General features: G+C 36.7%; 26 protein-coding genes. 14 read left to right on the top strand and 12 right to left on the bottom strand.

From position 1 onward, the window contains the following. Positions 1–6 precede the first annotated feature (6 nt). Genes FJR05_RS16225 through FJR05_RS26995 form a run of 3 tightly spaced genes read right to left on the bottom strand, consistent with a single transcriptional unit; the run spans position 7 to position 1821 of the window. A complete protein-coding gene (locus tag FJR05_RS16225) occupies positions 7–1194 on the bottom strand; it encodes a hypothetical protein (protein WP_168645056.1) in 1188 nt (395 codons plus the stop codon). Next, a complete protein-coding gene (locus tag FJR05_RS16220; RefSeq protein WP_168645055.1) occupies positions 1191–1655 on the bottom strand; it encodes a DUF4365 domain-containing protein in 465 nt (154 codons plus the stop codon). The genes FJR05_RS16225 and FJR05_RS16220 overlap by 4 nt, the downstream gene beginning before the upstream one ends. A gap of 43 nt (positions 1656–1698) precedes the next feature. Continuing rightward, positions 1699–1821, bottom strand: coding sequence for a DUF4365 domain-containing protein (locus FJR05_RS26995; RefSeq protein ID WP_168645054.1), 123 nt, complete (start codon positions 1819–1821; stop codon positions 1699–1701). A gap of 547 nt (positions 1822–2368) precedes the next feature. On the opposite strand from FJR05_RS26995, the gene FJR05_RS16210 reads away from it, so the two are divergent. Continuing rightward, positions 2369–2785, top strand: a complete 417-nt coding sequence (locus FJR05_RS16210; RefSeq protein WP_371416903.1) for a cobalamin biosynthesis protein — start codon at positions 2369–2371, stop codon at positions 2783–2785. 11 nt (positions 2786–2796) lie between these two features. Here FJR05_RS16210 and FJR05_RS16205 read toward each other — a convergent pair whose 3' ends face one another. Together FJR05_RS16205 and FJR05_RS16200 are read right to left on the bottom strand one after the other, a co-directional pair. After that, on the bottom strand, positions 2797–3150 hold the full coding sequence (locus FJR05_RS16205) for a phage holin family protein (RefSeq protein WP_168645052.1): 354 nt from the start codon (positions 3148–3150) through the stop codon (positions 2797–2799). A gap of 9 nt (positions 3151–3159) precedes the next feature. Continuing rightward, a complete protein-coding gene (locus FJR05_RS16200) occupies positions 3160–3927 on the bottom strand; it encodes a peptidoglycan-binding protein (protein ID WP_168645051.1) in 768 nt (255 codons plus the stop codon). Positions 3928–4223: 296 nt separating this feature from the next. Between FJR05_RS16200 and FJR05_RS16195 the strand changes: the two genes are divergently transcribed. From FJR05_RS16195 to FJR05_RS16180, 4 genes are all read left to right on the top strand, one after another. Then, positions 4224–4469 carry a hypothetical protein gene (locus FJR05_RS16195; RefSeq protein ID WP_168645050.1) on the top strand — a complete coding sequence of 82 codons (246 nt, stop codon included), beginning with the start codon at positions 4224–4226 and terminating at the stop codon, positions 4467–4469. Beyond that, positions 4466–4882 carry a type II toxin-antitoxin system VapC family toxin gene (locus tag FJR05_RS16190; protein WP_168645049.1) on the top strand — a complete coding sequence of 139 codons (417 nt, stop codon included), beginning with the start codon at positions 4466–4468 and terminating at the stop codon, positions 4880–4882. The genes FJR05_RS16195 and FJR05_RS16190 overlap by 4 nt, the downstream gene beginning before the upstream one ends. A 159-nt stretch (positions 4883–5041) precedes the next feature. Beyond that, positions 5042–5584, top strand: a complete 543-nt coding sequence (locus FJR05_RS16185) for a transposase (protein ID WP_168645048.1) — start codon at positions 5042–5044, stop codon at positions 5582–5584. Between the two features lie 329 nt (positions 5585–5913). After that, on the top strand, positions 5914–7611 hold the full coding sequence (locus FJR05_RS16180; RefSeq protein ID WP_168645047.1) for a reverse transcriptase domain-containing protein: 1698 nt from the start codon (positions 5914–5916) through the stop codon (positions 7609–7611). 121 nt (positions 7612–7732) lie between these two features. Here FJR05_RS16180 and FJR05_RS16175 read toward each other — a convergent pair whose 3' ends face one another. The 3 genes from FJR05_RS16175 to FJR05_RS16165 are packed head-to-tail and all read right to left on the bottom strand — an operon-like array spanning position 7733 to position 8592. Next, complete coding sequence (locus FJR05_RS16175) at positions 7733–7981, bottom strand: DUF4926 domain-containing protein (protein WP_168645046.1); 249 nt, start codon at positions 7979–7981, stop codon at positions 7733–7735. Next, the gene (locus FJR05_RS16170) at positions 7974–8348 is read right to left on the bottom strand and encodes a type II toxin-antitoxin system RelE/ParE family toxin (RefSeq protein ID WP_168645045.1); all 375 of its coding nucleotides are present in this window, start codon (positions 8346–8348) and stop codon (positions 7974–7976) included. Before FJR05_RS16170 ends, FJR05_RS16175 begins: the two co-directional genes overlap by 8 nt. Continuing rightward, positions 8338–8592 (bottom strand): hypothetical protein, encoded by a 255-nt coding sequence (locus FJR05_RS16165; RefSeq protein WP_168645044.1) that lies wholly within the window; start codon positions 8590–8592, stop codon positions 8338–8340. The genes FJR05_RS16170 and FJR05_RS16165 overlap by 11 nt, the downstream gene beginning before the upstream one ends. Positions 8593–8765: 173 nt before the next feature. Here FJR05_RS16165 and FJR05_RS16160 point away from each other — a divergent pair, with 173 nt between their 5' ends. Next, positions 8766–9542: a DUF5131 family protein gene (locus tag FJR05_RS16160; RefSeq protein ID WP_168645043.1), complete on the top strand. Its 777-nt coding sequence runs from the start codon at positions 8766–8768 to the stop codon at positions 9540–9542. On the opposite strand, the gene FJR05_RS16155 is transcribed toward FJR05_RS16160, so the two are convergent. Further along, entirely contained in the window at positions 9532–10680 is a 1149-nt protein-coding gene (locus FJR05_RS16155; protein ID WP_168645042.1) for a three-Cys-motif partner protein TcmP, read from the bottom strand. The two genes, FJR05_RS16160 and FJR05_RS16155, sit on opposite strands and share 11 nt — an antisense overlap. A 140-nt stretch (positions 10681–10820) precedes the next feature. Between FJR05_RS16155 and ileS the strand changes: the two genes are divergently transcribed. Then, positions 10821–13730: an isoleucine--tRNA ligase gene (ileS, locus tag FJR05_RS16150; RefSeq protein ID WP_168645041.1), complete on the top strand. Its 2910-nt coding sequence runs from the start codon at positions 10821–10823 to the stop codon at positions 13728–13730. A gap of 81 nt (positions 13731–13811) precedes the next feature. Continuing rightward, a complete protein-coding gene (locus FJR05_RS16145) occupies positions 13812–14417 on the top strand; it encodes a Uma2 family endonuclease (RefSeq protein WP_168645040.1) in 606 nt (201 codons plus the stop codon). A 121-nt stretch (positions 14418–14538) separates the two neighbouring features. Here FJR05_RS16145 and FJR05_RS16140 read toward each other — a convergent pair whose 3' ends face one another. After that, on the bottom strand, positions 14539–14817 hold the full coding sequence (locus FJR05_RS16140) for a hypothetical protein (protein ID WP_168645018.1): 279 nt from the start codon (positions 14815–14817) through the stop codon (positions 14539–14541). A gap of 342 nt (positions 14818–15159) precedes the next feature. On the opposite strand from FJR05_RS16140, the gene ppsA reads away from it, so the two are divergent. The 3 genes from ppsA (at position 15160) to rpsN (ending at position 20816) form a co-directional block, all read left to right on the top strand. Next, positions 15160–18777 (top strand): phosphoenolpyruvate synthase, encoded by a 3618-nt coding sequence (gene ppsA / locus FJR05_RS16135; protein WP_168645039.1) that lies wholly within the window; start codon positions 15160–15162, stop codon positions 18775–18777. Between the two features lie 147 nt (positions 18778–18924). Continuing rightward, positions 18925–20433: a pyruvate kinase gene (locus FJR05_RS16130; protein ID WP_168645038.1), complete on the top strand. Its 1509-nt coding sequence runs from the start codon at positions 18925–18927 to the stop codon at positions 20431–20433. A gap of 80 nt (positions 20434–20513) precedes the next feature. After that, positions 20514–20816, top strand: coding sequence for a 30S ribosomal protein S14 (gene rpsN, locus FJR05_RS16125; RefSeq protein WP_168645037.1), 303 nt, complete (start codon positions 20514–20516; stop codon positions 20814–20816). A 21-nt stretch (positions 20817–20837) separates the two neighbouring features. Here the strand turns inward: rpsN and FJR05_RS16120 are convergent, their stop codons facing one another. Both FJR05_RS16120 and FJR05_RS16115 read right to left on the bottom strand, forming a co-directional pair. Then, entirely contained in the window at positions 20838–20975 is a 138-nt protein-coding gene (locus FJR05_RS16120; protein WP_168645017.1) for a hypothetical protein, read from the bottom strand. Continuing rightward, positions 20965–21294 (bottom strand): hypothetical protein, encoded by a 330-nt coding sequence (locus FJR05_RS16115; protein WP_096666770.1) that lies wholly within the window; start codon positions 21292–21294, stop codon positions 20965–20967. Before FJR05_RS16115 ends, FJR05_RS16120 begins: the two co-directional genes overlap by 11 nt. A gap of 54 nt (positions 21295–21348) precedes the next feature. On the opposite strand from FJR05_RS16115, the gene aat reads away from it, so the two are divergent. The 3 genes from aat to FJR05_RS16100 all read left to right on the top strand — a co-directional run bounded on the left by aat (position 21349) and on the right by FJR05_RS16100 (position 24638). Further along, positions 21349–21924, top strand: coding sequence for a leucyl/phenylalanyl-tRNA--protein transferase (gene aat, locus FJR05_RS16110; protein ID WP_168645036.1), 576 nt, complete (start codon positions 21349–21351; stop codon positions 21922–21924). A 355-nt stretch (positions 21925–22279) separates the two neighbouring features. Beyond that, on the top strand, positions 22280–23467 hold the full coding sequence (locus FJR05_RS16105; RefSeq protein WP_168645035.1) for a glycosyltransferase family 4 protein: 1188 nt from the start codon (positions 22280–22282) through the stop codon (positions 23465–23467). A gap of 124 nt (positions 23468–23591) precedes the next feature. Next, complete coding sequence (locus FJR05_RS16100; protein ID WP_174783732.1) at positions 23592–24638, top strand: cyanophycinase; 1047 nt, start codon at positions 23592–23594, stop codon at positions 24636–24638. The last annotated feature ends 244 nt before the right edge of the window (positions 24639–24882 follow it).

Genomic DNA, 24882 nt, shown 5'->3' with positions numbered 1-24882 from the left:
ATCCTTTCATAAAGGGAGCGGTAGAACCGAAAATTTCTGTACTTCCCTCACAATTAATTGTTCATTTTCTTCAATCAAACTACCATTACATACTATTGGAAGTTGATCTAAATTAGCTTGAATTGCTATTAGATAATCTTCACGATTAACTTCAATAATAACCTCTTTTTCTTTATTTTCTATCATCGTTATAACAATAACTTTTGCTTTTTCATCCCCACCAAACCATTCAAGCTTAATTACTAACCCTGTAATTGTTGAGTGGGATAGTAATTTCTGAGAAGATAAAGGTAATATAATCGTATCTTGTTGGATATTTTTTTTGTTTCTACTCAAATTAGCTGTGCGAGACTTCAGTTTGTTCTTAACCTCTGTAATAACAGGTAAAATGTGTTTATTTAATTTTATCTCCAAAGGGAAATTAGATGTACTTTCTATTATTTTAGAACCTGTTAAATTAAAACTCAAATTTGGTTCGGCGGCAGTATTTATCATATGTGATAACGCATCACATAAATTAGCACTGACTCCTTCTTCTATTGCTGCATCTAAAATATTTTCTCTTTCAGAAAGCTTTTGTTCGGGAGCTAAACTAATAATATTCAAAGCTTGAAACAGAGTTTTAGTAACTTTTCTTTCAAAGCAATCTTCAGATTGATAATTATCTACTTGTAATGGAGAAATAATAGTGAGAACATAACTTCCTTCTTTAGTATGACCCAGACGCAATTTTTGCATATAGTCAGTTACTTCACTAAATGAACCTTTAAAGTAAGGTCTAGGTTCTACCGCAGACGAAGCAGCAGACCACATCAGCTTTCTCGCTGATTCAAATAATTGAACTCCTTGAGATATAGGAATACTACCATTTATAATCTCTGAATGATTCACTGAAATTTGTATAATTTCGGACAATGGATTTTTAAAATTATTTATTATTTCTAACTGAGAACGATGTTCTACAATTTCCAGATTTTGTAAAACTTCCCTCATCCGAGCAGGAAAATCACGAAAATTAGGATTTAGAGGTAAGAAAATTTCAACACTTTCTCCCTCACCTACTTCTAATGTCCAAATTGATGCAATATCGTTTATTTGACTTTGCTGTTGCCAACCTTGATTTCTTAAATAGTCAGCAACTTCTAAGGGATTTATAGATTTAAGAATATCAATATCTTGTATAGTTGCTTTCATGGAGCGCCCCCATTTGAGATTATTTTCATCAAACTTTCTAGAGCTTCTACATTGAATATTTTGTCTCTTGATAAACGCACTGACTTACTTTTTTGTCCAGTAGGTAATTCCTGTTCTCCTCGTAGTGATATCCAGTAAGCACAATGTTTCATAACTAATTCTTCTTCGGATTGGTATAACCAGCTATTTATATCGTCAGCCAAGACAACAACAACTAAAATACGTGGAACATAAACATCAGTATATCTCAAATCATCATAGTTTTTTTTATTTAAGGAATAACTCATACTCTTAGCATTAACTACATTCCTTTGAAAAGGGGCTTTTACTTGTAATTCTAAACGGGGAGAGCGATAAGTTCCAATAGGTCCTCTGGCTGAAATAAGTAGGTAAACATAATAAAACCAATATATGTTTAGTTTTGTGAAACCCGTAAAACAACCTATTTGTAAGGCATTCATTGAATTTACATTTCGTCACATACCTTTAAATTTTTCGGTTTACCTACTTAACTAAGTCAATACTATCATCATCTACTCCTGGCGCGGAAAGATCATATCCCGCAACAGCCGTTACAGCACTAATATAAGCTATACTAAATTGCTCTTGACGATTACTAATATACATGGAAATTCAACGAAATAATCATGGTTCTGGGCTGTTAAAAAGATAATGACTAAGTTTTGTGTAATTTTCTGCACAGTTGCTTATTCTACCTTTAATATTTGAGCTTTTTCTAGTCTTTCTTTGAATCTACTGCAACCGCTTATAAAATAGAAATATAATTAGTCATATTAACGGGTAAATACTAATTAGTCCAGAACAAGAGTTATTAACAAAGTGGCGTTCCCTACTACAAGACAAACAAGAGGAAGTTTTAGAGTTTCTGGAATTTCTCCATTTCAAAAACTCTGCAAATAAACCTCCTTTAGGGGAACGTTTGTGACAAATTCGGTCTAGAATTGTTGCTGCTGGTAAGCCTTTATTAAATGAAAATGAAATAGAAAATGAACTTGCCCGTCGTAGAGGTGGACTACAAAGTAGAGAAGATTGATTTTCAAATTAATCTATTTCTTCCTTTGCTTCTTTGCCTCTTTGCGCGAAATAGTAAATTTAACAATCCAAAATAGATAACAAAAGAGAATCAATCAATATTAAAAACAAAGTGGATAATGTGGTAGAAAAAAGAAAATTATGGGTAGGAATTGGTTGTCAAAAGGGAGTTTCTCAGAACTTAATTAATACTGCAATTAAACAAGTTTTTCAAGAAAACCAACTTATATATAGTGAAATAGCTGGAATTGCAACTATTGATAAAAAAGCCTCGGAAATTGGTTTATTAGAATTTTGTAACTTAGAAAAGTTACCGTTAAAAGTCTTTAGTGCTGAACTTTTAAATAGTGTACTTGTTCCCCATCCTAATAATACTATTACTAAGTTAGTGGGAACATCTAGCGTAGCCGAGGCTTCAGCTATGCTTGCAGCTTCGGAAATCACATATGCGGAAATAATATTATTAGTTCCTAAACAAATTTTCCGATTACCAGGGGAAGTAGGAACAGTAACCGTAGCTGTTGCTAAAAGTGATTAAAACCTGATATTTTAATCAACCACACTGACAAACTGGTTAATAATACCAGAGACAATTGATAAAACAATTGAACCTAAAAAAGCCGGAATAAAACCCCGAATTTCAAAACCATAACCGGGAGTTATCGCACTTGCAAACCATAGAGTTAAACCATTAATTACCAGGGTAAATAAACCTAAAGTTATTAAAGTGATGGGAAATGCTAAAATCTGCAAAATTGGCCGGACAATGGCATTTACTAACCCAATGACAACAGCCGCAATTAAAGCAGCACTAAAAGTTGTGAGAATGATGCCGGGGACAATTTTAGAGGTAATTAACAATGCTACAGCAGTACCAAGCCAAGTTAAAATAAAGTGCTTCATAGTTTAATGTTATTGGGAAGTGCGTTTTAAGAAAACTTTCCATGTACTAGCACCGACTACACCATCAGGTTTTAAGCCATAACGGACTTGTGCAGCTTTGACTGCGGCTTCTGTGGATAGTCCGAAATATCCATCTATTTTACCATTTAAAAACCCCAAGTTTTGTAGTTGTTTTTGCAATTTAATTACTTCTGCACCACTCGTGCGTAAACGCAAAATTGGCCACCCTTCGTCAGTATATTGGATACCGGGCATTTGTTGATTGGGAGGAGTGGGTTGAATGCTGGTGTTTTGTGGATTTTTGGTGGTTGGGCGTTTGGTAATTGGTGGTTTTGTAACTCTTGCAGGTTGGGTGGGAACAGTTGTAAAACTACTGGCAGGTTTAGCTGTGGTAGCGGTAAGATTTGATGGGCTGGGAAATAGTTTTTGCCATGTGATCTTATCTACATTACCAGTGGAGTTTAAACCGGCAGCCTGTTGAAATTGGGCAACAGCAACGACTGTACTCTGTTGATATTGACCATCTACAGCACCCGAATAAAATCCTAAAAGCTTTAAAGCTGCTTGGAGTTCGGTAACTCGTTCACCCTGACTATTCATGTTTAAGGGGGGACGATCAATTTTAATGTCTGTGTTAACTTGGGCAAGTTTGAGTGGTGTTGCTGTGGAAATGAAAGCAGTGGCAGTAATTAAGGTGGGTGTTGTGGTTAACAAGATTAAGCAATACCAACAATTTGCGCTCATTTTGGGAATACGGGCTATCAAAGTATTTTTCATAGAACTTTTGTATAACTTTCTGATGCTGATCTTACACCTGTTGCGATCGCTTTGTTCATCGTTAATTTTTTGGAGATGAAGATCAAATATAACCGGATATTTCCATGATTTTACTGGGTCGGGTTTTCTTGTGTCAACCTACGGGGTAAAATCAAGATCATACAACACAACTTTATTTAAAATATATTTACAGGTAATCAAAAATAAAGTTTTCTTATGAAAGATAAAATGTTTGTGATAAAATGAATCTAGTTTTATCAACTTACCAAAATTTTTGATAATGGCGACAAAACACTATGACTAATCTCTTACAACAAGCTTATGCTGTCGTCTCAAGGCTACCTGAAAATGAACAGAATGAAATTGCTCAACTGATTTTCCAGCAATTAGCACAGCGTCAACAACTACTGCATCCAAAAACTATAGATTTTATGCAATTTGCTGGTATTGCCACTGCTGAAGAAACTATACTTTTACAAAACCTCGAACATGAGATTGAAGAACAAAGATTACTAGACTTGCAAAGGCAAATGGAACTGTGAAAAAAGCTTTACTAGATACTAATATCCTCTCATATTTTCTGCGAGGTGAAACACAAGTTGTCAAAAAATTCCGTGAATATCAACAATTTCACAGTTATTTAACTTTTTCTGTTCTTACATACTACGAAATCAAAAGTGGATTGCTATACAAAGATGCTAGGAATCTTTTACAGCAATTTGAAATTCTTGCCAATAGCAGCGAGATTTTACCCCTTGATATAGACACAGCTAATGTTGCAAGTATTATTTATCAGAATTTACGTCAAAGAGGTTTATTAATTACTCCCCTTGACTTACTGATTGGAGCATCAGCAATTAATAATAAATGCGTTTTAATCACTGCCAATATTAAACACTTTCAAAATATCCCTAATTTAGAATATGAAAATTGGGTAACACCACCCTTATCATAAAAATGTAAAACCAATATTTGTAGGTTGGGTAGAACGAAGTGAAACCCAACACCACCCATGTATATATTATAATTAATGTTGGGTTTCCTTGCGTCAACCCAACCTACGGGGTAAAATCAAGATCATAAAAGACAACTTTAATCACAGGATATTTATAGTATGGAATATCGCCGCGCCAATGTGGCAGGAGGAACATACTTTTTTACAGTTGTGACAGATAAAAGACAAAAAATATTATGTTTACCAAAAAATGTTTCTTTATTAAGAGATACTTTTGGTGATGTAATGCAGAAACATCCATTTATTATAGATGCTATTTTTATTTTACCTGATCATCTCCACTGTATTTGGACTTTACCAGAAAATGATCAGGATTTTTCAACCCGTTGGCGTTTAATTAAAAGTTATTTTAGTCGTCAATGTGAAACTATATCACCAGAAAATATATCTGCATCTAGAAAAAAGAAAAAACAAAGGGCTATATGGCAATATCGTTTTTGGGAACATTTAATTAAAGATGAAATTGATTTTCAAAACCACGTTGAATATATTCATTATAATCCAGTGAAACATGGTTTGGTAACAGCACCAAAGGATTGGGAATATTCAAGTTTTCATCGCGCTGTACGTCAAGGTATGTATGACATAATGTGGGGTGCGGGTGAGGAAATTATTTTTGATGATGATATTGGCAACGAGTAAACAACCCGAAATATAATCTGTTGTAATAAATTATTACAATAATATTAAATTAAATTAAATTAACTCTTGGCATATTCGGAATAATGTGTTATTTTAAGTGACAGTAGATTTGGTAGGTCTGAATATAACATCTAGTAATAAATGTAGAATTCAGTAGTGACTGGTAAAATTGGACTACTATCTCAACCACATCGAGATAGAGACTACAGTCAGATAAGGTAAGTGGTTATGCTAAGAATACTCAAACAGGTTTTTATGGGTTCAAATACCCTACCCTACCTAATCTACTACCTATTTATTACGAAAAAATATATTTCTGTGGTTACTCAATGTCACTTTCAAACTATTTTACTGACAGGCATATTATTAGATTACTCTGTAATTATCGTGCTGAAATAGCCAATAAGCGACATGATCAACAATTTTTATATAACATATCCACCTCTGTACAAAAGCCAGAAGAAGCAGCGAAGCCTCAAGAAGCTAAGATATGCAGGTTGATGCCTCCTCGTAAACAGTGGATACGTCCAAAATATGATGAAAGAAAGAAGTATAAAAGCAGTGTTCAATTGAATGCGTGGGCAATAGAGAAAACTATAATTCAAAAGCGAAATTCTGCTAAGTTTCAACAAGAACCTTGGTTAATGCAGCTCAACCAATTTATTGAGGATATACGCTATGACGCATTACAAGATAAAAACTTTAAAATTGAAACCCCTCATATAAATTTCTATAGAAAAGATCCCAAAAGTAATAATCACGAATATAGACCAATTGCTAACTACGATTTAAAACATAGAATTATTATTGGACAATGTGCTAAATATTTGATTGATATTTTTGATAAATATTTTCTAGGATGTTCCTATGCTTTTCGTAAGAATAAGCTCAACCACCATCAAGCTATCAAAGATTTAATTGAGTACAAAATTAATTATGATAATCAATTTCTTTGGGTTGCTGAATGTGACATTAAAGGTTTTTTTGATTGTGTGCATCATGATCAGGCACGTCTAGCTTTTAATAAAGCTCAAGAACGTTTAAAAAGTGATGGTCAAGTAGTTGATAATAGGGCAGTTGAGATTTTTCAGTTGTATTTGCAATCTTATTCTTTTACGAAGGTAGCTATTCCTGCTGCTAACAAATGGTTTCAATCAAACGATAAAAAAGGACATTTAAAGAAAATTGACCAAGATTTAAAGCAGTTTTGGGATAATCCTCTTAATGAATTTATAGGCATTCCACAAGGAGGGGCTATTTCATGTATTATTGCAAATTTAATGTTAGATAATGCAGATAGGGAAATTCTCAATCATGAACTAGAGAAACAAAATTTCTTCTATGCTCGTTATTGTGATGATATGATAGTTGTTCATTCTGATAAAAAAAGCTGTGAAAATTCTTTTAACAGATATCGGGAAGCTCTGAATTTGTTAAAACTGCCAATTCATGAACCGCAGGAAGTAACTACTTATGGTAGAGAATACTGGAAAGGAAATTTTAAATCAAAACTTCCTTATTGTTGGGCAAATAAACAAGAAAATGCAGCAGTTCCTTGGATTGCTTTTGTCGGTTATCAAATACGTTATGATAATTTGATTAGAATTCGTCCATCTTCTATTGAAAAAGAACTGAAAAAACAAGTTGAAGAAGCTAATCAAATTTTAAAGGTTGTCAACTCCAAACATAATTCAAATACTGCTACTAATACTCATGTCAGAAAATCTAAACATCAAATACGCTACAGACTTCACAAAAGATTAATCTATATGTCTGTAGGGCGTGTTAGTATCAATTCTTCAAATAAGGAAAACTCTGGATTTTGTTGGAGTAATGGCTTTCAAGTTCTTAAAGGTTATCCTTGTATTGTTAAGTCTCAACTTAGACAGTTAGATAGAGGGAGAAAAAAACAACTGCGTCGTGTTACTAAAAATATTGACAACTTAGATATTCAGTCTGATTCTACGCAAAAGAAGAAAGACACAAATTATTATGGTAAACCTTTCAGCTATGATGGTCAGTTCTAAATCTATTACTGAATAATATTTGATTGCCGTAGGTTGGGTAGAACGAAGTGAAACCCAACATTAAATCTAAAATACCAATAAGTTGTGTTGGGTTTCGTTCCTCAACCCAACCTACATTTGCTTATGCTGTAACCATTTCCGGCACAAAATTAGGTGATGTCGGCTCAAAATGTAACACCATAATTTGCTCTGGACGCAACCCAACAGATTCATAAGTTTGTCCATTAGTATCGCTAAATTCTACTTCAAACGCAGCACCATCAGCTAATAATTCAACTATTGTACCAACTTGACCACGTAACAAGTTATATTCAGGTAAATCAACTGTGAGTGCTGCTACGTCTAGTAATTGGGGCATACTTTTAGTCATCTGGAATTGTATTTTCTTCTTCATATTGAGCTATTGCTTGTTCAATTATTTCATTACTCACATCTGTCAGATCAGATTTAGAATAAATTGTAGTGAGTATAATTTCTTGAGCATTTTTTAGATAATAAATCACTCTATATCCTCCACTTTTTCCTTTTTGAATGTTACTATTTTTAATACGAACTTTGAAAACTTGATATTTAATTCCCGCAATTCTATCTCCAGGAATTTCACCTGCTTGTAGTTGATTAATTAAAGGTTGAATATCACTACGAATGGAACGATAGCGTTTAGCCAGTTCTCGCAAATCTCTTTGAAAACGAGGAGTAAGAGCAATTTCAATTAGTAGTGGTTCATTATTCTGCATCTATTCCTTCCCACATTTGTGAAAGGGGTATAGTTTGTCCACTTAATGCTTCTTTTATTCCCTGACGAATACCTTCAATGACAATTTCTGTGGGTGTTTCTTCAAGAGATGAATTTTTCTCTAATTGGAAAATAGATTTTTGGATAAGTTCCAATGTATAAGTTTCCACAGAAAGTCCTTGCTGTTGTGCTTCCTGTATTAAATACTGTTCTAATTCTGGTGGTAAGCTGAGGGTTAGTGTCATAAGTCTATTGTGGGTGACTTTATATATTGTAAATCTGCAAAAACAAAAAATTGTAAGTTAGGAGAAAATTATTTTTGATACTCATGAAATCTGTTATATTATAGTACATACGAATTAAAAACATCAAATCCAGATAACTTACAAAATTCATAACTGACTAAGGTTAAATCATCATGTCTAGTATAAACACAGGTATTGAGTGGACAGATAAAACTTGGAATCCTACAACTGGTTGTAACAAAGTTAGTCCAGGTTGTGTGCATTGCTACGCAGAAGCTATTACTAAACGCTTTCCTAATAATTTCAAAAATGGATTTGATTTAACTCTACATCCAGAAAGATTGACAGAACCTTTAAAATGGCGTACTCCCAGTAGAATATTTGTTAATTCAATGAGCGATCTTTTTCATGAAGAAGTACCTTTAGATTTTATTCAAAAGGTATTTAAAGTGATTCATGCTACGCCTCATCATATATATCAAATATTAACAAAAAGACCTGAAAGATTAGTTGAATTAGCACCACATCTAGAATTTCATAAAAACATCTGGTTAGGTGTATCAGTGGAAAATCAAAGTTATGTTTCTCGTATTGATTTACTTCGTCAAGTTCCTGCAAATGTGCGTTTTCTTTCCTGTGAACCATTGTTAGGTTCATTAAATCTTGACCTCACGAATATTGATTGGGTCATTGTTGGTGGAGAGTCTGGTCAAAAACATCGTCCAATGAATATTAAATGGGCTGAGGACATTCGTGACCAATGCCAAAAAGCAGAAGTTGCATTTTTCTTTAAGCAAATTGGTGGTAGAACTTCTAAAGCTGGTGGTAAGTTATTAGATGGTAGAATATGGGATGAAATGCCAGAAGCTTGGCAAGAACATCAGAAAAAATGGGGTCAATCTCCACGAAAATTAGCATTAAAAAAAGAAAATTTGCAACTTACTGCTTAGGTGGAAATGTAACTTTAACAGAATCTGCAAAAGTAATTTCTCCTTTGCGTTTTGGTCTTTTATCAGCAGGACGGTCGGCTGTAATTTTGCCTTGAGCTTCAAGATTAATAAGAGCAGTTTTGTAATTCTTGCTAATGTAACTTCTACCAACATTATGCTGCATATATATTTCGTTCATGGTGATTGTTTTACCTGCAAATTCATCTAATAGCATTTGTCCTAAATCATCTAGAGGACGTGATAGTTCAAATAGAAATGGCTGCCTAATAGTAGCTGGATTATATTCAAAAGAAGAAACACCTTGATTTTGATCAGAACTCTCTTTTGCCATTATCTCTTTCATAATTTTATAGCCTAGAAACTTCTTACTTACGAAGATTAAATGATGGCTAGTACGGTTACCATTTTCACTTTTAAAACAAAAAGGTAAAACATACTTTCCACCCATTTCTTGCAGAGATTTACAAATTGCCTCTATAATTGTTGACTCTCTTTCTTCTGAATTAAGTTTTGGCAACTCTTCACGTAATTTATCTGCTCGCACTTTTCCAAAAAGTGCATTCATATGTTCTTCAACTTTTACATTTGCTAAACCCATATTGATACGATTATAGTTGAAAAAAAAGAGGCAATCACAACCCCAATCTTTCAAAACTGAGTTGATAAGTTTTAAGGATAAACCTTTATATCCCCACGGGTCTAGAAAAAATAATGCAGGAATTAATCTTAGCTTATTAAATATGTTGACAATATTGTCGCCAACTTCATCGTTAATTACATTAGGTTTATGTTTTAGTTTCTCAATACCAGGAATGGTATGTATAGCTTCTTGTAAAGAATTGGTATGTTCAGTATTAGCATCATTAAATACTGTTTTTAACCTATCGTGCATCTTTGGATTAGCAATTGCTATTTCTAAAACTTTAATTGGTGTTGATTTTGAACCATTTTCATATCTACCTGGTCCAGCAAAAAGGTCTATATAAGCTATTCTTTCATCAACCATTTTACCTTGACTTTTACGCTTCTCAATGTCTCCTATCATTGCAATAGCCCAAGCCGAAAAATATTTCTCAACAATTCTAGCTTTTACTAAAGATGGCTCTTTCTGTTCATTAAAAAAGGAATCGTTACTCATAGGTAATGTTTTTATCTATACTCTTACTATAGTAATTTCTAAATTACTAAATGTCTAGAACTTACACCAGAAGGTTTTAGGCTTTCTAGCTTGACTTATAATTGATCAAATAACTGCAAACATATCTTAGGCATGAAACTGTGACCGAAACTGGAAAATACAAAGATACCGTCAACTTACCCAAGACTAACTTCGATATGCGGGCAAACGCAATCAAGCACGAACCCGAAATCCAAAAATTCTGGGAAGAAAACAACATTTATTCTCAACTGGCAGAAAACAACCCCGGCGAATTATTTATACTGCACGATGGTCCTCCCTATGCTAACGGCCAGTTGCATATTGGTCATGCTTTAAATAAGATTCTCAAAGATATTATTAACCGCTACCATTTGCTCCAAGGTCGTAAAATTCGCTACGTTCCCGGCTGGGATTGTCACGGATTGCCCATTGAGTTGAAAGTTCTGCAAAATATGAAACAGGCAGAACGGCAAAATCTTACTCCTTTGCAATTGCGTCAAAAAGCGAAAGAGTTCGCACTGAAGACAGTAGACGAACAACGGGAAGGCTTTAAACGTTATGGAATTTGGGGTGATTGGGAAAATCCTTATTTAACCTTAAAACCAGAATACGAAGCCGCGCAAATTGGCGTTTTTGGGGAAATGTTCTTCAAAGGTTATATCTATCGCGGTTTAAAGCCTGTGCATTGGAGTCCTAGTTCTAAAACTGCTTTAGCTGAAGCTGAGTTAGAATATCCTGAAGGTCACGTTTCTCGCAGTATTTACGCGGCTTTTCCGGTGGTGAAGGTTGCCGGAGGGTTAAAGGCTAGTTTGGGTGGCTTCTTGCCTGATTTGGGCGTGGCTGTGTGGACGACTACTCCTTGGACTATTCCCGGTAATTTGGCTGTGGCTGTGAATGGTGCGTTGGAGTATGCGGTGGTGGAGGTCTCACGCCCAGACGCAGAGGCGCGGAGAGAGTGCAAGTATCTGATTGTGGCGGCTGAGTTGGTGGAACGGTTGGCTGCGGTTTTGGATTGTGAGTTAACGGTAAAAGCCAAGTTCGCAGGGAAGGATTTGGAAGGGACTATTTACCGTCATCCTCTTTTTGACCGTGAAAGTCCGGTGGTGGTTGGTGGTGATTATATCACTACTGAGTCGGGGACTGGGTTGGTTCATACTGCTCCTGGTCATGGTCAAGAAGATTACATTGTTGGTCAACGCTACGGTTTGCCGATTCTTGCCCCTGTTGATGATAGTGGGAATTTTACGGATGAGGCTGGTAAGTTTTCTGGCTTGAATGTTTTGGGTGATGGGAATCAAGCGATTATTGACGCTTTGAATGAAGCGGGTTCTCTGTTGAAGGAGGAAGCTTATCCTCACAAGTATCCTTATGATTGGAGAACGAAGAAACCGACGATTTTCCGGGCTACTGAACAATGGTTTGCTTCTGTGGCAGGATTTAGGGAAGAGGCTTTAACGGCTATTTCATCTGTGCGTTGGATTCCCGCACAAGGTGAAAACCGGATCACGCCAATGATAGCAGAAAGATCCGATTGGTGTATTTCTCGTCAACGTTCTTGGGGTGTGCCGATTCCGGTGTTTTATGATGAAGCGACTGGAGAAGTTCTGCTGAATGCGGACACGATTAACCACGTTCAAGCTATTTTTGCCGAAAAGGGTTCTGATGCTTGGTGGGAATTGTCGGTAGAGGAGTTGTTACCAGAAGCATATCGCAATAATGGCAAGACTTACCGCAGAGGTACAGATACAATGGATGTCTGGTTTGATTCTGGTTCATCTTGGGCGGCAGTAGCGAAGCAAAGACCGGAGTTATGCTATCCTGTTGATATGTATTTGGAAGGTTCTGATCAACATCGGGGTTGGTTTCAATCTTCTTTGTTAACTAGTGTTGCGGTTAATGGCATTGCACCTTATAAAACTGTGTTAACTCATGGTTTCGTCTTGGATGAAAATGGACGGAAAATGAGTAAATCAGTCGGGAATGTGGTAGATCCTCAATTGATGATTCAAGGTGGGACTAACCAAAAACAACAACCTGCTTATGGTGCTGATGTTTTGCGGTTGTGGGTTTCTTCGGTTGATTATTCTGGTGATGTCCGGTTGGGTGGTAACATCATCAAGCAATTAGCTGATGTGAGAAATAAGATTCGCAACACAGCGCGGTTTTTATTGGGGAGTTTGCATGATTTTGATCCTCTGAATGATGCTGTAGCTTTTGATGATTTGCCAGATTTGGATAAATATATGTTACACCGCATTCGTGAGGTGTTTAATGAGGTAACGGACGCTTTTGATAGTTTCCAGTTTTTCCGCTTTTTCCAAACTGTGCAGAATTTCTGCGTTGTGGATTTGTCAAACTTTTATTTAGATGTTGCGAAAGATAGATTATATATCAGTTCAACTGATGCTTTCCGTCGTCGGAGTTGTCAAACGGTGTTGCAAATTGCTTTGGAGAATTTAGCCAGAGCGATCGCTCCTGTTTTATGTCATACTGCGGAGGATATCTGGCAATTTATCCCCTACGAAACATCTTCTAAATCAGTGTTTCAAGCTGGTTGGGTGCAGGTTGATGATAAATGGGATAATCCCGAATTAGCGGAATTTTGGAAAACACTGCGCCGGATTCGTGGTGATGTTAATAAAGTGTTAGAACAAGCGCGGACAGAAAAGCTAATTGGTTCTTCTTTAGAAGCTATTGCTTTAATTTATCTCAGCGATGAAAAATTACGCACTGCTATCGAACCGTTGAATGTTAGCGGGAATGGAATTGATGAATTACGGTATTTATTCCTCACTTCCAATGTGCAATTATTAGATTCTCCTGACGCATTAAAAGGATTAAAAACCCTGCGAGTTCAAGGTGAGGATAATTGGGATATTGGCGTAGTCAATGCCGCAGACTATGAGCATGATGGGAAATCATACCACAAATGCGATCGCTGTTGGAACTATTCTACCCATGTTGGTGAATCAGCAGAACATCCATTACTTTGTGAACGTTGTATTCCCGCTTTAGCTGGAGAATTTTAAAATCATGTAGGGGTTTAGCATTGCTAAACCCTTACACGCAACAATATTTTTTCTATCATACATAATATGAAAACAAAAACTATGAAAACTCAAACAACTGTAGTTATAGAAACCTTACCAATGGTTTTAAAAATGCAACCAAATATTATCATAAGTGATGAACAATTCTTTGATTTTTGTCAATTAAACCGTAATTTAAGAATTGAACGTAATCAATTTGGAGATTTATTAATTATGTCACCTACAGATTCAGAAACAGGTGAACGTAACTTTAATTTAATTGGTGAATTAGGTGTTTGGACAAAGCAAGATGGTACAGGGGTAGGATTTGGTTCTAGTGGTGGTTTTACCTTACCCAATGGTGCAGTCCGTTCTCCCGACGCAGCATGGATAAAACGCTCAAAATGGGAAGCAATACCAGCAGAACAACAGAATAAATTTGCGCCTATTGCACCTGATTTTGTCATTGAATTACGTTCTTCCAGCGACAATTTAAACCCATTACAAGAAAAAATGCAAGAATATATAGATAATGGCGTTAAATTAGCTTGGTTAATTGATAGAAAACAACGGAAAGTATTTATTTATCGTCCTGGTCAAGCTGTGGAAGAATTAGATAATCCCCAAACATTAACTGGTGAAGATTTATTACCTGGATTTATTTTAGATTTAAGTCAGATTTGGTGACAACTAATAAATTCATTAAGTTATCGTCTTTATCTGCGGTAAATTATTCTAAAAATTTTATTTAGGCATGAAAAAATTGGATTCCCGTGTTCACGGGATAATCTTCCACGCAAATCACAAATTAAACTTCTGTGGAACTTTTATAAACCACTTCTCTATCCCACTTTTCTTCTAGTCTAACTTGAAAAGAAGTTGGTTGATTCAAACAATCAGAACCGAGACGATGTTCTGGTGGGGCGATTTTTTTAGCTAGTTTTGCTAAAATCGGTTTTGGGACATTAGCAGTGTGACGTTGAACTAATATAGGCATTTCTTGCCAACAACTGCGGCAAAACCAATAAGATTCCGTACCACGAATATGGTGTAAAAGTGAATCGGAACAACAAGGGCATTCAGGCATAATAGTTTTAAGTCCTTCTTTGCAAGTGTTTTGCTTGATGTAGTCATGTAATGAATTGAGATAAATTAAAACTTCTTATGTACATTCCTGAATATTAACTCTCAAGTATGGGGGGATTGTGAGAATATTTGCAGGAACAATATATTACGTAATATTTCGCTATATTAGCTATACATTTATTTATACTCTAAACTAGAGTAGTGTTAAATATAGGATGCCATTAACATCTGGTAGTAAATCCCGTTCCCCGCTATATATCCTCGCAACATCTTTAAACTGTCCGTGCATAAACAGAATGGGTTCTGAATTAAATAACAGTAGCTATTTAAGGAATCTCAGAATATGTTGGAAATTAAACGCAACCAAGAAAATAGCCAAATTCATCAAGAAGCTTTGGTATTACCTTTTAATTCTGTGGGAATTGCAGATATTCCCTTGGTAGGTGGTAAAAATGCCTCTCTAGGGGAAATGATTCAACAACTCAGTTCTCAAGGGGTAAAAGTTCCCACAGGATTTGCAACTACGGCTTATGCTTATAGATACTTCATTACTGCGGCTGGGTTAGAGGCAAAACTGCGGAAGATTTTTGCAGATTTAGATGTGGAAGATATGGATAATTTGCAAGAATGTGGCAAACAAGCCAGATCATTGATGTTAGAAACCCCATTTCCGCTAGAATTACAAGAAGCGATCGCTAAATCCTATCAAAATCTTTGTCAAGAATACGGTATTAATACTGATGTGGCTGTTCGTTCCAGTGCCACAGCCGAAGATTTACCAGATGCTAGTTTTGCTGGACAACAAGAAACCTACCTCAACGTTCATGGCATCAAAGGTGTATTAGAATCTTGTCATAAATGCTTTGCTTCTATCTTCACAGACAGGGCAATTTCCTACCGACAAATAAGAGGTTTTGATCATTTTGAAGTAGCGCTATCAGTTGGTGTCCAAAAAATGGTCCGGTCTGATTTAGCATCTTCTGGAGTCATGTTTTCTATTGACACAGAAACAGGGTTTCAAAATGCCGCTTTAATTACCGCTGCTTATGGTTTGGGTGAAAACATCGTTCAAGGTGCAGTTAACCCAGACGAATATTTAGTATTTAAACCAACTTTAAAACAAGGATATAAACCCATTCTTCAAAAGCGGTTGGGAACAAAAGAAATTAAAATGGTTTATGATTTAGGTGGATCAAAATTAACCAAAAATATCTCCGTTCCTCAAATTGAACGTCATCAATTTGCCCTGAATGATCAAGAAATTTTACAACTAGCAGAATGGACTTGTATTATTGAAGATCATTATTCCCAAGTCCGGGGAATGGCCACACCAATGGATATTGAATGGGCAAAAGATGGGATGACAGGAGAGTTATTTATTGTCCAAGCAAGACCAGAAACCGTTCAATCTCAAAAATCAAAAACCGTTCTCAGAAGTTATCAACTCCAAGAAAAAAGCAAAGTTTTATTAACAGGTCGCAGCGTTGGCGAAATGATAGGTCAAGGTAAAGCTAGGGTAATTCTAGATGTGCCGGAAATTCATCTCTTCCAAGCCGGAGAAGTGTTAGTTACTAACCGCACAGACCCCGACTGGGAACCGATTATGAAAAAAGCTAGTGCTATCGTCACCAACTCTGGGGGACGGACTTGTTTTGATGGAGAGACAAAAATTCTCACCAATCAAGGTTTTATGACCATTCAGCAGGTTTATGAACAAGGATATCAAGGATTATCAACTTTAGCCCTCAACACCAAAACCCATCAAATGGAATGGAAACCCATTACAGATGCCATGAAACGGACATCTAAAACAATTGGTGTGAGTGTATCTCAAAGTGGGAGAGTCACAGATAATATCCTGCGATTAACTCCTGATCATAAAATGGTCAACCTGCGGAATGGTGAATATACCAAAACTGAGATTCAAGAAATGTTAGATACTCAGGAAATGGTGCTTGTATCTCAGAACATTCCCACATTAGGTGACAACAAAAATCAAAAAGCTGATTTAGCTTATCTGATTGGGGGAATCATCACAGACGGTTCAATTTACACTAGTCGAACTCATGGAGAAGTCCAGTTTATTCAAAAATGTTTACCAGAAAAACAAGCATTCATAGCTACGATGAATGACAAAATGAACGCTGTTTATGGTAAATCTTTTACTGCTTGTGAGAAAGCAGTATCTTCAGGTTATATCCGAGGAAAACAGGTAAAAGGACAAGCTACAGCTTATCGTGTTTATTCTAAAGCCATAGCTTACGACTTAAAACAAAAAGAACAACAAATTACTCAAATTCTCCTGGAAAACACTTCAGAAGTTGCTTATCACTTTTTAGGAGGTGTGATTGATGGTGATGGTTGCTATGCTAATAATCGCATTAACATCTATATCTCTGAGGAGAACTTACTACAAGCTGTGATTATTGCTTGTTTAAAAATCAATACTGTTCCTCAAGTTACCAGAAATCGTCATATCTACAATGTCCAAATTGTAGAAAAATTAGAGCAAATTTTAGAATATACTCAACGAGTCAAAGGAGATGTTTATCGAAGAACTATTCAAACTCGTTTCTTTGCTACTAATCAACTATTTGGCGATAATGTAACAGGTGACATCAAAGTTAGAAAAGATAAAAATCTCCTAATTTCTGATAAACAACTCCGTGAAATAGGTCAATTTGAACAACTTCTGCAAGGTAATATTCGGATGCAACGAGTTATTAAAGTTGCAGATGCAGTAGACGCTGAAGTTTATAATATTACTGTTGCGGATCATCATAATTATCTGGTTTTTACGGATAAATATACTCCTGTAGTTGTTTGTAACTGTCACGCAGCAATTATTGCCAGAGAAATGGGTATTCCTGCTATTGTGGGTTGTGGAAATGCAACAGAAATATTACAAACAGGACAAGAAATTACTGTTAGTTGTGCAGAAGGAGAAACAGGTCAAGTTTACTCAGGTTTATTAAACTTTGAAATTCAAGAATTACCATTAGATAACTTACCTCGAACCCGCACTAAAATTATGATGAATGTGGGTAATCCTGAAGAAGCTTTAGGTTTAACCGCAATTCCTAATGATGGTGTTGGTTTAGCCAGAATGGAATTTATCATTGCTAATCATATTAAAGCCCATCCTTTAGCATTATTACATTTTGATGAATTAGAAGACGAACTTGCCAAATATAAAATTAGCGAATTAACGGCACAATATGAAGATAAAGCCGAATTTTTTATTGCTAAATTGGCGCAAGGGATAGGAACAATAGCCGCAGCTTTTTATCCCAAACCTGTAATTGTTCGTTTATCTGATTTCAAAAGTAATGAATATGCCAATCTTTTAGGTGGTAGACAATTTGAACCCAAAGAAGAAAATCCCATGCTGGGTTGGCGTGGTGCTTCCCGTTATTATGATCCTCGTTATCGTGAAGGTTTTGCTTTAGAATGTCAGGCAATGAAACGGGTAAGAGAAGAAATGGGTTTAACCAATATGATTCTCATGGTTCCCTTTTGTCGCACTCCCGAAGAAGGAAAAAGAGTATTAGAGGAAATGGCAAAAAATGGTTTAGTTAAAGGCGAAAATGGCTTAGAAGTTTACGTAATGTGCGAATTACCAAGTAACGTTTTATTAGCTGATGAATTTAGCCAGGTTTTTGACGGTTTCTCCATTGGTTCTAATGATTTGACACAGTTAACGTTAGGATTAGATCGAGATTCAGAATTAGTTGCCCATTTATTTGATGAACGCAACGAAGCTGTGAAAAGAATAATAGAAAAAGCCATAACGACTGTTAAACAAAATGGGCGCAAAATTGGTATTTGTGGACAAGCACCCAGCGATTATCCAGAATTTGCTCGTTTCTTAGTTGAACAAGGTATAGATTCTATTAGTCTCAACCCTGATTCTGTAATTAAGACAATGTTAGAAATTGCGAAAGCAGAAAAGGGGGAATAGGGATTGGGGACTGGGGACTGGGGACTGGGGACTGGGGACTGGGTAATTGGTAATTGGTAATTGGTAATTGGTAATTGGTAATTGGTAATTGGTAATTGGTAACAGTTTTGCAACTGACAACTGACAACTGACAACTAACAAAAGAATATGCAAACAAACAATCTAGAGTTGGATCTCTCAGATCCTTGTATTTTGCTTACCACATTACAGGAACTTCGTCAATCTGTTGATGAAGAGGGGAGGGAAATATTTCAAAGATGGAAAAAGCAAATTCACCGACAATCTTTTATTAATAGTAGTCTCAATCTTGCCTATTATTTGGCACTGAGAAGACACGATTTACGACAACTGCAAGCGGCTTTAATGCCTTGGGGTTTGTCCTCATTGGGGAGGATAGAAGCTAAAGTTTTACCTACCTTAGATGCGGTGATTGCCACCTTACAGGCAGTTTGTGGCACAGATAATGATTCTATGATTATACATCCACCTTTGGACGCATTTTTTGAAGGCGATCGCCTACTTCAACAAAATACCGAAGATTTATTTGGCAACACCCTCGATAACCGTCGCGTCAGAATCATGGTAACGTTACCCAATGCAGCCGCTACCAATTACGAATTTTTGCGGGATATCATTCAGGAAGGGGCAAACTGTGTCAGAATTAATTGCGCCCATGATACCCCCGTTGAATGGTTGGCAATGATTAACAATGTCAAACAAGCAGAATTAGAATTAGAATTTTCCTGTAAAATTTTTATGGATTTGAGTGGTCCCAAAACCAGAATTAAATCTGTTCTTACCCCCAGTCCCAAACAACGAATATTTAAAGGTGAATCTCTCCTGCTTACCAATGAGTTACCCACGAATATTGATTCTGCATTTTTTCAAGCCAGTTGCACAATTCCTGAAGTATTAAAACAACTCACAATTGGTACAATGGTCTGGATTGATGATGGCCGCATTGGTGCTTGTGTAGAGTCAATTACATCTGAGGGAGTGTGGTTAAAAATCACCCATGCCCGTCTCAAAGGTGAGAAAATATTACCAGAAAAAGGCATTAATTTTCCTGACACTGAATTACATTTAAGTTCTTTAACCACAAAAGATCAAGAAGATTTAGATTTTGTTACCACCCACGCCAATCAAGTTGATATTATCGGTTATTCCTATGTGCAAACACCCGCAGATATTCAGCTTTTACAACAAGAATTAGCGACAAGATTACCAGAAAATTCTCCCACACCTGCCATAGTTGCGAAAATAGAAACTCCTTTAGCAGTGAGTAATTTGCCAGAATTAATTATTCAAGCTGCTGGTAAACAACCCTTTGGAATTATGATTGCCAGAGGAGATTTAGCCCTGGAAATTGGTTATCAACGGTTGGCAGAAATTCAAGAAGAAATATTGTGGTTATGTGAAGCTGCCCATATTCCCGTAATTTGGGCAACTCAAGTCTTAGAAAATCTCGTCAAACACGGAATGCCGTCACGGGCAGAAATTACTGATGCTGCCATGTCAGAACGGGCAGAATGTGTCATGCTCAATAAGGGTGATTATATTATTGAAGCTGTGGGCATTTTAGATGATGTCCTCACGAGAATGCAAGCCCATCAAGTTAAAAAAACACCCCAGCTACGGGCTTTACATTCTTGGTAAATCTTTTTGGCCAATTTATCGGGAATTGCCAATAAAGGTGTAGAATGGGGAATGCTGTCTTTCATTAGATTAGGGAATTCATGGCGAAGAAGAGTATGATTGAGCGCGAGAAGAAACGCGCTAGAATGGTAGCTAAGTATGCTGAAAAGCGTGAAGCACTATTAGAAGAGTTTAGAACAGCAGAATCTCCGTTGCTGAAGTTAGAAGTTCACCGTAAAATTCAACAATTACCCCGTAACAGTGCGCCTACTCGTAAGCACAACCGTTGCTGGTTAACTGGTCGTCCTAGAGGCGTTTACCGTGATTTCGGCTTGTCTCGGAACGTACTCCGGGAATGGGCCCACGAAGGTCTTTTACCTGGTGTTGTTAAGTCTAGCTGGTAGTTAGTGGTCAATGGTCAGTTGTCAGTTGTCAGTAGCTATTTGCTGTGAACCAATAACCAATGACCAATGACCAATGACCAATGACCAATGACCAATGACCAATGACCAATGACCAATGACCAATGACCAATGACCAATGACCAAGTTATTATTGCCCACAACAATAATCAATTCCCAGGCTATCTAAGAGTAGATCGCTAACGGCGTTGGCGATCGCAAACTCTCCAAAAAAACTTTTAGAAAAATCAAATGATTGCATCTCTGTCACAATAGCAATCACCAGAGAACCTAAATCATTTTCTCCCTCCATGCGTTGTCTCACAAAAATCTGTGATGCTCGCTGGGCAATATTTTGATTAATTGCTTCAGGAATAAACTCTTCATCAAGCCAATGCAACAGGTTTTGTTGTAACCATTCTCCTTCTTGCTGAGGATTTTCCGAAGGAGGTAAGGTAATGGATGGAATTACTGAAGTCATTTTTGTATATTTTATATAGAATTTGTTTGCTGTGGGTAATCTCAAAAGAAGATAATGGAATATGATGTTGCTGCTATTGTTCGGGGTTATGCTCAAGGTTATTTTCTCATGTCTGATGAAACTAATAACCTGGGATGGTATGGAAGTAACGAACGGACTCTAATCCCTTTAGATGAAAGCTTTCGCTATCCTAAGTCATTACAGCGCGTCCTTAACCAAAAAAGGTTTACAGTCGCCATTAACCAGGACTTTTTGGGCGTGGTTGCCGGCTGTGCTAACCGCGACACAACTTGGATTTCTCCAGAATTAGTCAAGATTTATGAGTTACTTTACCAAAATGGTTACGCTTATAGTTTTGAAACTTGGTTTGATGATAAATTAGCTGGGGGAATTTTGGGAATTGTCATTGGTGGTGCTTTTATTGGTGAATCCATGTTTTTCAACATTTCCGAAGGTTCTAAGGTAGCAATGGTGAAGCTAGTGGAAAGATTGCGTCAACGGAAATTTAGAATATTTGATGCACAAATGATGAATCCTCATTTAGCTAGATTTGGCGCTTATCATACTAGTAGTGAAGAATATGCAGTTTTACTGAAACAAGCTGTATCAAGTTCTTGTAACTTAATTTAAGGAGTCAGGAGGTAGGGGCGCAGGGCCTGCGCCCAGTCAGGAGTTGGAACAAAAAAATTTCATAAGGATTGCTATGTATAAGAAATGAGACATATAGCAATAATATTTGATTTATGAAAAGATACGTAGGGTGCGTCAGATATTACAAATCTGTTTATTGATACAATTTATGCAGTCTGACGCACCCTACAATACCTAATTCTTTTCAAGAATCAAATATGAGTTCTATATTTTTGAATATTATGGCAAAATATTCCCTGTTCCCTGTTCCCTGTTCCCTGTTCCCTATTCCTTTTTTTTGAGATAATTATAGTTTTTAAACTTTTGAGATTTTTGTCAATCATCGGGGAGTCAAATGAAGATATTAGTGCTGAGTTGGGAATTTCCACCGAGGATAGTTGGCGGAATTGCTCGTCACGTTGCTGAATTGTACCCGGAACTAATCAAGCTAGGTCATGATATCCACCTAATCACGCCAGAATTTGGTCCAGCATCCTTGTATGAGGTAGTTGAAGGAATTCATATCCATCGTGTCCCAGTACCTGCTAGTAACGATTTTTTCCACTGGGTAGTGAACTTAAATGAGAGCATGGGAGAACATGGCGGTAAGTTGTTGACGGAAAAAGGTCCATTTGATCTAATTCATGCCCATGATTGGTTAGTTGGAGATGCAGCGATCGCTCTCAAGCATACCTTTAAAATTCCCCTCATTGCCACAATTCACGCCACCGAACATGGACGTTATAACGGCATTCATAATGATACCCAACGCTATATTCATAACAAAGAATATACACTAGCTCATAATGCTTGGCGAATCATTGTTTGTAGTGAATATATGCGTCAGCAAATGATCCAAACACTAGATATTACTAATGATAAAATTGACGTAATCTATAATGGCATCCGTCCAGAAAAGAAAATACATCATCAAGATTTTCATGCTCAAGATTTTCGCCGCCGATTTGCCGCAGATTATGAAAAAATTGTGTATTATCTTGGTCGCATGACTTATGAAAAAGGCGTACCCGTATTACTTAATGCTGCGCCCAAGGTACTATGGGAAATGAAAGGTAATGTTAAATTTGTTATCGTCGGTGGCGGTAATACTGACCATCTAAAACGTCAAGCCTGGGATTTAGGAATTTGGCACAAGTGTTACTTTACCGGGTTTCTAACTGATGAATATTTAGATAAATTTCAAACCATTGCCGACTGTGCCGTTTTTCCCAGTCTTTATGAACCCTTTGGCATAGTTGCCTTAGAAAGTTTTGCCTCCCGTGTACCAGTCATAGTTTCCGATACCGGTGGTTTACCAGAAGTAGTTCAACACAGAAAAACGGGAATTATCACTTGGGTAAACAACTCCGACTCTGTAGCTTGGGGAATATTAGAAGTTTTGAAAAATCCAGATTATTGTCAATGGTTAGTTAATAACGCTTATGCAGATTTAGAAAAAAGATTTAGCTGGCCAAAATTAGGTAAGCAAACAGAAATGGTTTATGAAAGAGTAGTGCAGGAACGAGCAGAAATTGTCTGGTAACGAGAATCAAAGATTACGCTGATAATTTGCCCTAAAAAAACACTACAACCCTGTACGCTAGGAATTTAGCCCCGGACAATGCGAAAGTTAGAAATGATTGCTGTTTGCTTGACAAGATTTGAATATGACAAAGGCATCCCTAAATACATCCAAGCGTTTGCAGAATGCAAAAAACAGCTTATTGAAGATGGTAAATCGTATCCTAGATCGCTTAACATCCAAGTTAAAACGGTTCTTTGAAGATATCATCGCCGATAGCCAGAGTCCCACCTCTAAACCAGCTTATAAACTCCCTAAATTAGCTGGGCCAGTTCATAACTTAGGTGGAGGTGGGCCTGATGTTGATGACGCTATCCAATGGATGATTAATCAAGTCAGAGGCGGTAATTACAGCGACAATAAAGTTAATGTTTTAGTCATTCGTGCTGCTGGTAATGATGATTACAATCAGTTAATTTATCGCATGAGAGGTGTCAAATATGTAGAAACTCTCATCATTCGTAATCGTCAAGAAGCGAACAGAACCGATATTTTTGATAAAGTCAGAAATGCTGGCGTAATTTTCTTTGCGGGTGGTGATCAATGTGAATATATTCGCCACTGGAAAAACACTAAATTAGAAGTTGCTATCAAGTCAGTTTACGATAAAGGGGGCGCTATTGGTGGTACAAGTGCCGGAGCGATGATTCAAAGTGAATATGTTTATGATTCTTGTGCTTGTGAAGAGAGTATTGAAACTCATGAAGCCCTTGATGATCCTTACGGGAATATTACCTTTACCTATAATTTTTTCCAGTGGAAATATTTGCGCGGAACTATCATTGATACCCACTTTGATGAGCGCAAAAGAATGGGAAGAATTATGGTTTTTATTGCCCGACAAATTCAAGATGGTGTATCTGCAAAAGCATTAGGGATAGCAATTAGTGAACAAACATCTTTACTGGTTGATAAATATGGTATTGCTAAAGTTGTGGGTAAAGGTTCAGCGTATTTTGTCTTAGGAGATCATCCCCCAGAAATTTGTGAAAAAGGTACTCCTCTCACCTATCACGACTACAAAATCTGGCGAGTTCCTAGAGGTGACACTTTCGACTTAAATAAATTACCGTCACGGGGTTATTATCTCAGAAGTGTGAAGCGGGGAAGGTTTGATTCCGATCCTTATTAATAGCATTTCTCTACACAAATCTACCTCATTAGCCCACTCAGGTGGGCTTTATTGCTAAGGGGGTGTTTGAAAAGTCCCTTATGGTGTATCAAATATTTTTAGATCCCCCTAAATCCCCCTTAAAAAGGGGGATTTTGACTCTAGTTCCCCCCTTGCTAAGGGGGGTTAGGGGGGATCTTTAAGTGCCTAAAATCACAACCTAAAACTTTTCAAACAACCTCTAAGGGGGCGATCTTTTTCTGTT

It is taken from the genome of Dolichospermum sp. UHCC 0259, assembly GCF_009711935.1.
Taxonomy (GTDB): Bacteria; Cyanobacteriota; Cyanobacteriia; order Cyanobacteriales; family Nostocaceae; genus Dolichospermum.
This window is presented reverse-complemented; position numbering and strand designations above follow the sequence as displayed.

What these genes read in the sequence shown, in the direction of transcription:
- FJR05_RS16200 (WP_168645051.1), bottom strand. Translation starts at nt 3,927, where the DNA reads ATGAAAAATACTTTGATAGCCCGTATTCCCAAAATGAGCGCAAATTGT.
- FJR05_RS16185 (WP_168645048.1), top strand. Translation starts at nt 5,042, where the DNA reads ATGGAATATCGCCGCGCCAATGTGGCAGGAGGAACATACTTTTTTACA.
- FJR05_RS16105 (WP_168645035.1), top strand. Translation starts at nt 22,280, where the DNA reads ATGAAGATATTAGTGCTGAGTTGGGAATTTCCACCGAGGATAGTTGGC.
- FJR05_RS16195 (WP_168645050.1), top strand. Translation starts at nt 4,224, where the DNA reads ATGACTAATCTCTTACAACAAGCTTATGCTGTCGTCTCAAGGCTACCT.
- FJR05_RS16145 (WP_168645040.1), top strand. Translation starts at nt 13,812, where the DNA reads ATGAAAACTCAAACAACTGTAGTTATAGAAACCTTACCAATGGTTTTA.
- FJR05_RS16115 (WP_096666770.1), bottom strand. Translation starts at nt 21,294, where the DNA reads ATGACTTCAGTAATTCCATCCATTACCTTACCTCCTTCGGAAAATCCT.
- FJR05_RS16205 (WP_168645052.1), bottom strand. Translation starts at nt 3,150, where the DNA reads ATGAAGCACTTTATTTTAACTTGGCTTGGTACTGCTGTAGCATTGTTA.
- FJR05_RS16155 (WP_168645042.1), bottom strand. Translation starts at nt 10,680, where the DNA reads ATGAGTAACGATTCCTTTTTTAATGAACAGAAAGAGCCATCTTTAGTA.
- FJR05_RS16175 (WP_168645046.1), bottom strand. Translation starts at nt 7,981, where the DNA reads ATGACTAAAAGTATGCCCCAATTACTAGACGTAGCAGCACTCACAGTT.
- FJR05_RS16220 (WP_168645055.1), bottom strand. Translation starts at nt 1,655, where the DNA reads ATGAATGCCTTACAAATAGGTTGTTTTACGGGTTTCACAAAACTAAAC.
- rpsN (WP_168645037.1), top strand. Translation starts at nt 20,514, where the DNA reads ATGGCGAAGAAGAGTATGATTGAGCGCGAGAAGAAACGCGCTAGAATG.
- FJR05_RS16100 (WP_174783732.1), top strand. Translation starts at nt 23,592, where the DNA reads ATGACAAAGGCATCCCTAAATACATCCAAGCGTTTGCAGAATGCAAAA.
- aat (WP_168645036.1), top strand. Translation starts at nt 21,349, where the DNA reads ATGGAATATGATGTTGCTGCTATTGTTCGGGGTTATGCTCAAGGTTAT.
- FJR05_RS16140 (WP_168645018.1), bottom strand. Translation starts at nt 14,817, where the DNA reads ATGCCTGAATGCCCTTGTTGTTCCGATTCACTTTTACACCATATTCGT.
- FJR05_RS26995 (WP_168645054.1), bottom strand. Translation starts at nt 1,821, where the DNA reads ATGTATATTAGTAATCGTCAAGAGCAATTTAGTATAGCTTATATTAGT.
- FJR05_RS16180 (WP_168645047.1), top strand. Translation starts at nt 5,914, where the DNA reads ATGTCACTTTCAAACTATTTTACTGACAGGCATATTATTAGATTACTC.
- FJR05_RS16170 (WP_168645045.1), bottom strand. Translation starts at nt 8,348, where the DNA reads ATGCAGAATAATGAACCACTACTAATTGAAATTGCTCTTACTCCTCGT.
- FJR05_RS16225 (WP_168645056.1), bottom strand. Translation starts at nt 1,194, where the DNA reads ATGAAAGCAACTATACAAGATATTGATATTCTTAAATCTATAAATCCC.
- FJR05_RS16165 (WP_168645044.1), bottom strand. Translation starts at nt 8,592, where the DNA reads ATGACACTAACCCTCAGCTTACCACCAGAATTAGAACAGTATTTAATA.
- ppsA (WP_168645039.1), top strand. Translation starts at nt 15,160, where the DNA reads ATGTTGGAAATTAAACGCAACCAAGAAAATAGCCAAATTCATCAAGAA.
- FJR05_RS16130 (WP_168645038.1), top strand. Translation starts at nt 18,925, where the DNA reads ATGCAAACAAACAATCTAGAGTTGGATCTCTCAGATCCTTGTATTTTG.
- FJR05_RS16160 (WP_168645043.1), top strand. Translation starts at nt 8,766, where the DNA reads ATGTCTAGTATAAACACAGGTATTGAGTGGACAGATAAAACTTGGAAT.